Source organism: Alteromonas macleodii, from assembly GCF_903772925.1.
GTDB classification, from domain to species: Bacteria; Pseudomonadota; Gammaproteobacteria; order Enterobacterales; family Alteromonadaceae; genus Alteromonas; species Alteromonas macleodii_A.
On sequence record NZ_LR812090.1, the window covers coordinates 1,627,341 to 1,639,761 of the forward strand.

Genomic DNA, 12,421 nt, shown 5'->3' on the forward strand with positions numbered 1-12,421 from the left:
GCTGTTAAATTCCTTTGAACTTATTAAATGGTGCAGCTTAGGCGTTTACTAATTGCGGCTTGTTGCCCTAGAGGTATGTAAAAAATCGCTATTAATTAGCGCTTGTAGTAAAGCTTGTATTGAAGCTTCATCTAAAAAACTTAGCAAGGAAATTGAGTGGCACCCTTAGACATATATGCAGGTAAGAAAGCACGCGAAACTATAATGAAAAACGGGTTTACGCCCGAGTTGTTTAGTTACTTCCTGGGTGCTTCTGGCGGCCCTAAATGGTTTTCACTTGCGGGCCTAGACCGCGTGCTATTTCCTGAATGGTTTGCCAATATTGACCATCAAATACATGTTATAGGCTCATCAGCAGGTGCGTTTCGAGCAATTTGCGCTGTCCAAGACGACCCGTTGGCTGCAATAAACCGTCTAGCGACGTCTTACTCGACAACTACGTACAGCGAAAAACCAACACCGAGAGAAATTACCGCAAAAGCTGAAGAATTGTTGAAAGAAATGGTAAACGAAGTAGGCAAGCAAGAGGTGCTGTCTAACTCTCGCTTCAAAGCCCACCTTATTGTTGCTAAGTGTTTAGGCGCTACCCGCTTTGAAAGTAAATTCAGACAGCTTTCGGGCTTAGCTATGAGCGCAGCGGCGAACACGGTTAATCGCAAAAATTTGTCGCGCTTATACACACGTTATGTCTTTTCTACTCCGAATACGGACTTTGCTATTAATGACCCTTACCAGCTGCCTACAAAGTACCATGAGCTGACACAGGGAAACATACATACAGCATTACTAGCATCGGGTTCAATTCCTGTTGTGATCGAAGGTGTACCGGAAATTGAAGGTGCGCCTGTCGGTATGTATCGCGATGGCGGTATTATCGACTACCATTTTGATCTGTCGTTTGGACCGGATGAAGGTTTAGTGCTGTATCCGCACTTTTACAATAAACCTATCCCGGGATGGTTCGATAAGGGCTTAAAGGGTAGGGTACCCCATAGTTCGAGCTACGATAATGTGGTGATGTTAGTCCCTTCAGCTTCTTTTGTAGCAAATTTACCTTACAGCAAAATTCCCGACAGGAAAGATTTTGAAGTGCTCGATGCTGACACGCGCATTAAATACTGGCAAACGGTACTAAAGGAGACCGACAGGCTGGGGGAGTACTTTATGCGTGCTGTTAACGACGGAACCTTAGTGGACGCTATCAAGCCGCTTCCATTTAATATGATATAAAACGGAATAGTTAATCGTTAGATAAATGGCTAATTGCTGTCAAATTAGTCACTTGAACCTTCTTTTAATAAGTTTTTCTTGCAGGTGGCGCCTATGCTAAGTATTATACGCGCCGTTGTCCGGCATTCGCCCACCTCACAGGTGCAACACAGTTCTATATGCGTCTATAGCTCAGTTGGTTAGAGCGCTACCTTGACATGGTAGAGGTCCCCTGTTCGAATCAGGGTAGACGCACCATTTATTTCTCCATCACAAAGATTACAACCTTTGTCGTATCCTACTTGTGCTATTGACACGGTATGGTGTATTGGCAGTTACAGTATTCATTTATTCTCTGTGTTCGTTATTGCGTCTTATAAGACCATCTAACTACTGGTTTTAGACTACACTGAAATAGTGCTGAAAATTTTTTTCGAACGCTGAGTACTTAAAAAGTAGTTACGGGAGTACGATGAGCTTGCAGAGATACGAAGAGCCCTTGTTGTTTGGACAACATGGTGCTGCTGAGAGGCGGTTCCTTGAGCTCATTAGCGCCTTACCAAAAGTATCTGTGCAAGGATACGACAAGTACCGAAATGTAATCTACTGGAATAAATCAAGCGAAGATATCTATGGCTACAGCGAAACCGAGGCGCTGGGTAAAAAGCTTGAAGACCTCATTATCCCTAACTTTATGCGCGATGACGTTATTAAATTTCATCAGCGCTGGATAGAGTTTAATGAGCCTATCCCTTCCGATGAATTGGTATTAAAGAAAAAGGGCGGTCAGCCCATTCACGTTTTTTCTTCTCACGTAATGTTAAAGCAAGGCACTGATTCGCCGGAGATGTACTGTGTTGATATTGACTTAAGTGAACAGCATGAGATACGCCAAGAACTTGAGCGAATGGCATGCACTGACTTACTTACGAATTTACCCAACAGACGCGCGTTAGAACAATGTTTAACTTCTGTTATTGACGATGCACGGTCATCTAACACAGGTTTTGGGCTGTTTTTTATCGACCTAGATATGTTCAAAGAGGTTAACGATACCTTGGGGCATTCCTGGGGTGATGAATTGCTAAAGTCAGTGGCCAAACGCTTGTCAGGCTGCATTGATAACGCTAATGGCGTACTGGCGCGATTTGGCGGCGACGAGTTTGTTTACTTGGCTAATAACGTAAGTTGCGAAATTAGGTGTGAGGAAATCGCGAAAACCCTGTCCGCGTGTTTTCGTGAGAGCTTTGCGCTAAGTACTGAAAACGTCCATATTACCTCTAGCATTGGCATCAGCCTGTACCCCCGTGATGGCGATGTGATTGACGACATTCTAAAACACGCCGACGCAGCTATGTACCAGGCGAAGGCTGAAGGCCGCAACAGATATCATTTTTTCACAGATGCGCTAAGCCAGCGTCTTCGCGAGCAAAGAAACGTAGCAGCGAATTTAAGAGAATCGCTGCGCAATGATGAATTTGAGCTTGTATATCAACCTCAGGTCGACTGCAAAACAGGTGGGTTTACTTCATGTGAAGCGCTGCTTAGGTGGTGTCCTGTAGATAAAACTAAAGCTGTACCTCCTGATGTCTTTATACCTATCGCTGAGCGCGGTGAGCTTATAGGCGATATAGGAACCTGGGTGCTTAGAAAAGCGTGCCAACAGGCGAAAGAATGGAAGCAAAAAGGCATCGAAATTCGTATCGATATTAACGTTTCAGGCAAAGAGCTAGAAAAAAGCTCTTATTTTAAATGCCTTACTGCTTGTCGCGACGAATACAACTTGCAGCCTAAAGATATCGGTTTAGAGCTTACTGAAAACGTACTAATTAAATCAGACAGTACCATTTTAGAAGATCTTCGAGTACAGCGAGATTTAGGCGTAGAAATCTCAATTGACGATTTTGGGACTGGCTATTCCTCACTAAGTTATTTGAAGCATTTTCCTGTTACACATTTAAAAATTGACCGCTCTTTTCTAGAGGGCGCACCGGAGAATGACTACGACAGCGCATTAATGGAAGCCATTGTAAATGTAGGACACAAACTAAACTTGAAGATTGTTGTAGAAGGGGTAGAAACAGAAAGCCAGTCTGACTACTGTAAATCACTAAACGTAGAATATGTACAAGGCTATCTGTACTCAAGGCCGGTAAGCGCTGACACCATTGAAAGCTTATATTCAGGTCAAAGTTGGTAGGTCTAAAAAACGTTTAAGGCGCTCACTATTATGTCTTAACCCTTTCACATGCATCCGCGCACGTCTTAAAGCGCGGTAATCATCTATCGAGTATTAATAACAACCGGCGTATTAATACACATTCCACAGTGATGGTTTGGCAAAGTAATAACCTTGCTGATGATCGACGCCAAGCTTATTCAAGGCCACGGATTCAGCTTCGTTTTCTACCATTTCTGCTATCACTTTTATGTTCAAGCCTTTGGCTATACTCACAAGGCTTGAAATAAATAGCTGGTTGTCTTTATTTGTATGAATACCTTGGGTCAGCCTGCCAGAGAGCTTTACAAACTGCGGTTGTATTGCCCTTAGGCCAGAAAGTGAAGCAAAATTATCACCAAAACGCTCAATAGTAATTCCACAGCCTATGTTAATTAACTGGCGGCAAAGCGATTCTGTAACCTCTCTATACTGAATTAGGGCGGCATCTTCTACTTCAAAATTCAGTCTATGGCTTAAGGGCTTACGCTTAGCGATTTCCTTTACTAACCAGTCTCTAAACTCGGCATTCGCAATTGAGGCTATGCTTAAATTTACAGCGACATGTTGAGAAGTTACTTCTAACTTTTTCAGTACGATAGTAGTGACAAGCTTGTCCACCTGTGGAATAAGATCTAATCGCTCCGAGGCTGGAATCAGTTGCCCCATAGGGATTACGTCATTTGTATCCTTATCCTTGAAACGTCCTGATGCTTCGTAATAAGCGGGAACGTTTTGGTCTGTGTTCATTACAGGCTGAATCATAATATCGGCGTACTGTTGAGACACAATGTAGTTCAATCGCTCACGCCACTGAGTATTACTGTGTACTTTTGATATCTCTGATGCCAACTGCCAGCCGTTTTGGGTTTTCATTGCAGTAATGAGAGCGCTATCCACACTTTCCATAATTTGCGGCATTGTCATTGTACCGACAAATCGAGTGATCCCCATGTAGGTCGCTTTGGTTCCATCTCGAAGCGGCGATGCGCTTGCACATTGCTTTGCAAGATTAGTAAGCATAAGTTCTCGGGCCGCGCTTTCCATAGCTTCGCTGATTAGTGCGAAATCACCGCCCGACAATCGAAACACAAAGCGGATATTGTGGTTGTTCTTGGTTTCTTCTACCAAAATATTTGCCACCGCTTTAATGTAATTATCGCCCGGAACCATACCCATTTTCGTATTTATACTGCCTAAGTGAGCTAGTCTGACAATGATAAGCTCTTTCTCTTGAGCAGAAGCATTTTCATTTAGAAGAGCGCGCATATGACGCTCAAAAGCACCTCTATTAGCTAGCATTGTGAGCGAGTCTTTACTGGCTTCTTTTTTAAATAGTTCTGCTTGACGCTTTAGCTCATCAAATTTAGTAGATAATGTGCCTGCAAGTGAGTTAGCCGCTTCGGTTAATGGCTTAAAATCTTCACTCGACGCTGTTATTTTAGGCGATGTAAAGTTATGGCTGCCAATCTCATTGAGCTTTTTAACGGTGTCATCAACGGGGCGCTTTATGCGTCGGTTAACGAGTACAACGAAAAGTGAAAGAAGCACTGCAAGAGCGAGAAAAGCAGCGATATTTTTAATTAGTACAGCAAGTAAATTACTGGCAAGCGTACTTTTACTTGCCGTAAGTACGAGGTTATTCTCACTATTGTATAAAGCGATGCGCTTCACAAAAGCAGGGCTTGGGTCAACGAGTGAATACCACGGTGGCACGGTGTTTTCGCTTGCGGCCTTTGCGCTCAACGCTTCTTTACCGTTTGAGTCAACAACTGATGCAGCAGATACATAGGGCTGTGCTACGGCACTTTCTAGTAACGTTTCTAGTGCTAGACGCTCAGCTTGAGGGGAAAGAGGAACCTGTTGAGCGACAGCCTTCTTATATACCAGCGCACTTTTTTCAGCCTGCAGCGTTACCGCCTCAGACGTGTTTGATTGTAGCTCACGTAATTCAGCGACAGACAATGCAGTAAATGCTAAAAACAAAAGGGTTACAATACCCAAATTAGTTTGGCTAGATAGCTTCATTACTAGCAGTTATCTCCTTCAACTGAAAAATTGATTTTCGCTATAGCGGTCGCGCAGCATCTCTGTGCGCTTAGACTTTAACCGCACAGCATTTTATCTAATTGTAGCTTACTCAAGAGATGAGTGCGAATTATACAATGTAACCATAAATGTACAGTAAAACAAAATGTTAAGCGAGTAGTAATAAAGCCTTCTCTTTGTCTATATGTTTTATCTGTTTTCCATCCACCAGGTCTTATTAGGGACTTCACCAGCACGCTTTATAGGTACTATTTCGCCAAAGATAGGAATGCTGGTAGGGACACCCTTAGCACCAGCAAGGTCTGTGATTTTTATTAAAGGCTCATTCCAATTATGTAGTGCTAAATCAAAGGTACTGTTGTGCACAGGCATCATGACACTCGCTTGAATATCAATATGGGCTTGCAAGCTCTCTTCAGGCAGCATGTGAATGTCAGACCATAGCTCGTTGTATGCGCCGGTTTCAATCATCGATAAATCAAACGGACCGTACTTTTCACCAATAGCTTTAAATCCGTCAAAATAGCCCGAGTCGCCGCTGTAAAAAATGCTTGTAGTTGAAGATTTGATAACCCAGCTAGCCCAAAGTGTTTCATCTCTATCAAATAATCCTCGCCCGGAGAAATGCTGAGAAGGGGTCGCAACAATTTCAAGATTGCCAATTTCAGTGTTTTGCCACCAATCTAACTCTACAATCTTGTCTGCATTTACTCCCCAGTTGCGTAGATGATTACCTACTTTTAACGGCGTGATAAATACGCCAACCTTGCTTTGAAGTATTTCAATACTGCTCTTATCTAAATGGTCGTAATGATCATGACTAATTATCACTGCATCGATGTCAGGTAAGTCTTGAAGTGATATTGGTGCATCGTGAAACCGCTTGGGTCCTATCCATTGCACAGGAGACGCTCGTTCACTAAATACCGGATCGATTAATATAAAACGCTCGGCAAGTTTCAATAGGGTAGTAGAGTGGCCCAGCTTTATCACGCTATCTTCTGCAACTGCGTCAAGCATCTGAGGTGTCAGTGCCGAGACGGGTATGTCAAACGTTGGCGTTGCTGCATCTCTGTTGTCACGAAAATACGCTTTGGTCACTTTCCACATGTCTCGCCACGTCGTTTTATATTCAATATGGGTATTCGCAAATTTTTCAGATTGTGACGCGCTTGCAGCAAGGCTGTTTGAAGAACCACAGAAAGATGTCATAAATAAAACTCCAACAAGAAAGCGTGTGCGATTAAAAACGGGCATGCTCTCACCTTAAATAAAAAGTATACTGCACAGTGTAGTTTACCCATAATAAACTAATTTTGTTAAAAGTAAACTGGTGGGTGTAGTTTTTGTTGCTTTGTCTGAAGTTTTGATTGTACTGACAGGCTTAACTATGAAGCACAATTACTTTGTAATACGGGACCTAATCTGGGATGAGTCGAGCGAATGCTTTCGCAGAACTAGGTGAATTAAAGCAACCTGTTAACACATAGCCAATGGTATTGAACTTATTGTCGAGCAGCCTTGCACTAACCCCATTATTACTTTGTTCTTCAATTAACCAACGACTGCGGCCAACAGAAGTATGAATGGGTAGCACCATGTTTATAGGATGACAGCTGGTTTTTACGACAATGGGCATAATGGGGTAGGACAAATGCGCGGGTTGCTTCCCGTTCATTTTCTCGTTGGCTAAGTTTGATGCCAGTAACTTAACTTGATTCAGTAATGGCGCGACATAGGGCAGCACTACGCCAACCCGCTCGGGCTTATTATCAGCAATTATATGAGCGCCTGCATCGTCGTGCTGTGTTGATACTTGCGCACAGTCTCCCACTGCAAACACATCTGGCGCCGATGTTTCTAGGTTACTATTGGTTAAAATGCCACGCTGACACGAAATGTCAGCGCGTAACGCCAACTCAATATTGGGCTTTACACCAATTGCTGACAGCACAAGGTCGCTTTTAAGTCGCTTGCCGTTGGCAAGCAACACTTCTACGCCCTGCCCATCATTCTCAACACGCGATACTGTAGTGCCAAAGTGAAATGCTGCACCTGCCTCTGCTAATGCATGAGTGAGTGAAGTAGAAGCTTCGTTGGGCAGCAGCGCACAGAGCGCACTGGGTTGAGGGTCGACAATACTCACATGAACACCTGCCTGCAGCAGGTTATCAGCAAATTCACAGCCAATTAAGCCAGCCCCCATGATCGTAATGTGGCGAGCATGCGCGGCGTCGGTAATGAACTGTCCATAATCAGTGAGGTTATTCACAACGCGAATCTTGTGACTTGCATTACCCTCAATAGCTGGCGTCATTGCCGATGAACCTGTAGCTAGAACTAACTTGTCATAAGGTTGCTCTCCGCCACCTTGAAGTAACACGCATTTAGCGTGCGTGTCGATATGCTCTACCAACGTATGAGTAAACAGTCTAACGCGATATTGGCGTGAAAAATCCGAGGCCGAACTTTGCGTAAGCGTAGCGACACTTTTTTGTTGCGCATAAGCATTAGATAGCTGAGGCTTGCTGTAAACCGCGCCATCATCTGAGCAGATAACAACAATGGGCGTATGCTTGTCGTGTTGACGGTACGATTTCACAAAGTTAACGCCCGCCATGCCCGAACCTACAACCACGATGGGAGCATCGCTTGCGTCGTTGTGCTGAGTTCCTTGGCTGGCTAACGGTTTTGTGCTTGCAGGGCCTTCACTGTGAAAGGGTTGGAGCGATGCCTTTTGAGTGTTTATATGCTCAACATCGCTCACCTCAGCCACTTGTCTCATCTGAAAATCGCGTTTACTAATGCCACAGTCAGGGCAACGCCAATTGTCGGGAATGTCTTCCCATTTAGTACCTGGACGTAAGCCTTCTTCAGGGCAGCCTTGCTCCTCATCATATAGCCAACCACAAGCCTGACATTCCCATATTCTATACTGCGACATAGCTTCTACCTCACCGAGCCTTTTGTTTTATAGCCACTAAAGACAATTTTTTATGCAAAACAGTCGTTACACTGAAAGAAGTGCATCAAGCTCTTCATTAAAGGCGTGTAAAGCCCATTCATTCTTACCATATTGAATGTAGGGCAGAGCGCCGCTTTCTAACGACGATTGGATAGACTCACCCAAAGCCCAATCCTCGTTGAGCGTGGTATTGGTGATGTCGTGGTTTTTCTGCCAATGACGAAGCTGATTAATATCGTTAAGATCGGCGCTCTTGGGGATTAAGGTCGTAATAGTAATTTCGGTTTCTCCCGCGCAAAGTGGGCGAAAGTTAATAAATTCCACGTGTTCCTTTTGTATAAGCAGCGCCGTATTCGGCAGCAACATGAACAGCGTGTGGCTATAGTCGTGCAGCGATAAATCATCTGTTGCCTGTGCTTCCTCAGACGACAGGTTCTTTGTGGGCATAACTACTCGGTAATGCATATCAACCTTGTCAATTACCGCAACATTGTTGTAAAAAAACGGCGCAATGGTCTCTTTATGTGCAAATGCAAAGTGATAAGTCTCAAGTCCACCTTCAGAAAAGAGCTTCCAATTACCCTTCCATACCTTAGTAAAGCGCTTGAAATGCGTTAGTTCATCTGCTTTAAGCCACTCAAGGTGCGCATTCATACCTGCCAAGTGTCCCGTTAAATGGGCTTTGATATCTTCATTTTCAGCAGCGCTTGGGCATACCCATATAAAGCCATACATTTCGATGCTTGGCAGTGCAATTAAGCCATTGTCTGACTTATTGGTATTTGGAAAGCAGTGCTGGTGACCTGGAATGTTGTTAAGTGCGCCATCAGTGGTATACGACCATGCGTGGTAAGGACATACAAACAGCTTACTGCACCCAGAGCCTTCAACTAATTTCGCACCTCGATGTCGACATGCGTTTCTAAATACGCGCACGAGGTTGTTCGAATCTCGGCTTACAATCAACGAGCCCATAGTTGTCTTAACTTCCTTATAACTGTCGAGCTCACCTACTTCAGAGGCATGAGCCACAATGGTCGGTAGAGAATTGAACACCTTTTTTAGTTCATCGTTAAATCGAGATTGGCTAGTGTATCTGTTGGTGTCTGAACGCACCTCAATATCACCCAGTGAGGTGGTTTTGTTAGCGACGTTTTGTTTCGCATTTTTAATCAACAACTTTTCGATATCGGTGTTCATGATGTCACTCCTAAACGGGAAGCGTATGTTTTGATAAATCAAACGCGGTATGCGTATTTCAATTTACTTACCGATTGGTAGGTTTTTACAAAATACCTACCAGGTGGTAAGCTGTCAATATGCTATCTACACTTTTTGCTTTGGAATGATGAAGTGAAATTAAAAACGAAAGATAAGTTATTGAGTACTGCCACAGTTCTTTTTTCGAAAAATGGTTTCTATGGTACAAGTATTAACGATGTTGCCGCGGAGGTTAGCGTTAGCAAACAAGGCCTGCTGCACCATTTCCCATCAAAAGAAAAACTTTATGCAGCCGTAATAGCGCAGGCGGCGCATCATCTCGTCGATTTGGTAGAGGAAATAAGAACTGAATCAGATAATGCGCAAAATCAGCTCTTCGCACTATTTAAAAGAATGGTATGTGCTGATGAAGAACGATTGAGAGTAATTATATTGCTTATGCGTGAGTTACTTGATAATCGCGAACGTGCTGAACAAGCACAAAAGTGGTTTTTACGCCCGTTTCTTGATGATGTTGTAGCTATTGTAACGAACGGGCAGCAGCACGGGTATTTTAAAGGGCAGTCACCGCTTGCTTTCGTATATCACTTGTTGGGCGCAACGCAGTACTATGTGGTTTCCCGTCCCACGCTCGACAAGCTTTACACGCGCGAAGAACGAAAGCTACATGAACAGCACCACATGGAGATGTTGAAGGGTATTATTTTTGATGCATAGCCGCCCCTAGCACGGTATTTCGTTAAGTACTTTAATTTCTCGACGTGAATATTGACCCTTGATAGGGCCAATATTCAACCTGTTTCTACAAATGAAAGCTAATAAAATACGCTTTCTCTTCCGCTAACGGTTTGTTTGTTGCACAACCCTCAATTCCTAGTCCTACCAAAAATTTTACGACTTTTAAGTGATTAAACTTTTTAACAAATAATTTTATTACTGTTGACAACCTACCACATGGTAAGTTATTTCTATTTTGCCTACCGAGTGGTAGGTTTTTGACTCCCTCATGCCTAACTAACTGCCTAAGGATGCGAAATGATGAATGATGTACTCCCATTAAGTGCGCTAAGACACAACTTTAAACATCTTGCTGTGAAGCCGGCATTTTACCAACCTGATGGTGCAAGGCAGCGCGTATGGACTTGGGAGGAGGTAGAAAAAGCGGTGCGATCGTTAATAGGTGGTTTGCATGATTTAGGACTGGGTAAAGGCGATGCTGTGGCAATTTATGGCAAAAACAGCGCCGAATGGATAATTGCTGACTGGGCGGTAATGCTTGCTGGTATGGTTTCGATCCCCATTTACCCAACGGCAAATGAAGAAACGCTGGCTTTTATTATTGAGCGTACAAAATGCAAGGCTGTATTCATTGGAAAAGTTGACGATTACCAAATAGGTCAGCGGGTATTTTCCTCTTCACTTGCACAGATAGCGCTTCCTTGTGATTCAATTGACGGCCCAATTGCATGGAAAGATTGGATGGCTCAAAAATCGTTTACCGGTGAGTTCTTTAAAGGGGCAGCTGATAGTGTTATCAGTATCATGTACACATCAGGCTCAACTGGCACACCTAAAGGCGTCGAACTCACCCAATCTGCATATGCATCAGCATGTGGTGATACTGCAAGGTGGCTTAACGTAAATCAAAGCGATAGGCTCTTTTCCTACCTACCTCTTGCTCATATTGCCGAGCGTGTTGTTACCGAAGGTATGATGATTTATGCTCCAGGTGCAGTGACTTATTTCTCCGAATCACTTGAAACCTTCATTGACGACCTGAAAGCGGCAAAGCCAACTGTTTTTTTCTCAGTTCCTCGCCTATGGGCCAAGTTCCTTGCTTCAATTTATCACACTGTTCCCAAGAAAAAACTGTCATCACTGTTGAATGACCCTTCTGTAAATCAAAGTATTAAACGAAAAATAAAATGTAGTTTAGGTTTTGAAGAAACAAGAGTTTGGGTATCGGCTGCCGCGCCAATCGCGAGAGAAATTATTGAAGAGTTTGAAGCCCTTGATATCTACATTTCTGAAGCCTGGGGCATGACTGAGGTAACGGGGGCAGGGTGTATTAACTATCCGTTTAAATCATCGATGATAGGTACAATAGGCAAGCCCTTTACTGATGCTCAGGTTCGTCTCTCACAAGATAATGAGATTCAGGTGAAGGGGCGCAATGTATTTGAACGTTACCATTTGAGTCCAGAGGTAACCGCTGAAAGTTTCACCGACGACGGCTGGTTTAAAACCAAAGATAGAGGTGAGTGGGATGAGCAGGGCGCTCTTAAAATCGTAGGGCGATTAAAGGACGAATTCAAAACGACAACGGGAAAGTACATCATTCCTTCTCCTATCGAGGCAATGATGTGCAATCACGACATTATAGAGCTTGCGTGTGTGATGGGAAGCAATAGGCCTCAACCTTTCGCTGCAGTTGTACTTAGCGACACTGCATCATTATTAGATAAAGATGCTATTAGACGAGAGCTTGAGCGGTTTCTTCAAAATACGAATGAAAGCTTGGAAAACCATCAAAAGCTAAGCCATATTCTTGTGGCAAGTGAACCATGGACAATTGAAAATAATATGCTTACGCCGACGATGAAAATTAGGCGCTTTGAAATTGAAGCAAGATTTAAAGAGGCTGCGTCAGCACTTAATAATCAACAAAAAGTGTTGTGGTGTGAATAACCAGAAGCAATACTAGCACGTATTCAAACGACGTTATTTCTCAGCAAAAACATAAGCCACAATAGGGTTTG

General features: G+C 43.5%; 8 protein-coding genes and 1 tRNA gene. 5 read left to right on the forward strand and 4 right to left on the reverse strand.

Annotated features, from left to right (window positions below; all coding sequences use genetic code 11):
• Positions 1–156 precede the first annotated feature (156 nt).
• The 3 genes from PCAR9_RS07165 to PCAR9_RS07175 all read left to right on the forward strand — a co-directional run bounded on the left by PCAR9_RS07165 (position 157) and on the right by PCAR9_RS07175 (position 3,409).
• Positions 157–1,230, forward strand: coding sequence for a patatin-like phospholipase family protein (locus PCAR9_RS07165; protein ID WP_179983003.1), 1,074 nt, complete (start codon positions 157–159; stop codon positions 1,228–1,230).
• A gap of 160 nt (positions 1,231–1,390) precedes the next feature.
• Positions 1,391–1,467: transfer RNA gene (locus tag PCAR9_RS07170), tRNA-Val, on the forward strand.
• Between the two features lie 214 nt (positions 1,468–1,681).
• Positions 1,682–3,409: a sensor domain-containing protein gene (locus PCAR9_RS07175; protein ID WP_179983004.1), complete on the forward strand. Its 1,728-nt coding sequence runs from the start codon at positions 1,682–1,684 to the stop codon at positions 3,407–3,409.
• 111 nt (positions 3,410–3,520) lie between these two features.
• Here PCAR9_RS07175 and PCAR9_RS07180 read toward each other — a convergent pair whose 3' ends face one another.
• From PCAR9_RS07180 to PCAR9_RS07195, 4 genes are all read right to left on the reverse strand, one after another.
• A complete protein-coding gene (locus PCAR9_RS07180; RefSeq protein WP_179983005.1) occupies positions 3,521–5,455 on the reverse strand; it encodes an EAL domain-containing protein in 1,935 nt (644 codons plus the stop codon).
• A 210-nt stretch (positions 5,456–5,665) separates the two neighbouring features.
• Positions 5,666–6,688 (reverse strand): MBL fold metallo-hydrolase, encoded by a 1,023-nt coding sequence (locus tag PCAR9_RS07185; RefSeq protein WP_232091141.1) that lies wholly within the window; start codon positions 6,686–6,688, stop codon positions 5,666–5,668.
• Positions 6,689–6,896: 208 nt separating this feature from the next.
• A complete protein-coding gene (locus PCAR9_RS07190; RefSeq protein ID WP_179983007.1) occupies positions 6,897–8,420 on the reverse strand; it encodes an FAD-dependent oxidoreductase in 1,524 nt (507 codons plus the stop codon).
• A 66-nt stretch (positions 8,421–8,486) separates the two neighbouring features.
• On the reverse strand, positions 8,487–9,641 hold the full coding sequence (locus PCAR9_RS07195; RefSeq protein WP_179983008.1) for an aromatic ring-hydroxylating oxygenase subunit alpha: 1,155 nt from the start codon (positions 9,639–9,641) through the stop codon (positions 8,487–8,489).
• Positions 9,642–9,794: 153 nt separating this feature from the next.
• Here PCAR9_RS07195 and PCAR9_RS07200 point away from each other — a divergent pair, with 153 nt between their 5' ends.
• Complete coding sequence (locus PCAR9_RS07200) at positions 9,795–10,379, forward strand: TetR/AcrR family transcriptional regulator (protein ID WP_179983009.1); 585 nt, start codon at positions 9,795–9,797, stop codon at positions 10,377–10,379.
• Between the two features lie 318 nt (positions 10,380–10,697).
• The gene (locus PCAR9_RS07205) at positions 10,698–12,350 is read left to right on the forward strand and encodes an AMP-binding protein (RefSeq protein ID WP_179983010.1); all 1,653 of its coding nucleotides are present in this window, start codon (positions 10,698–10,700) and stop codon (positions 12,348–12,350) included.
• The last annotated feature ends 71 nt before the right edge of the window (positions 12,351–12,421 follow it).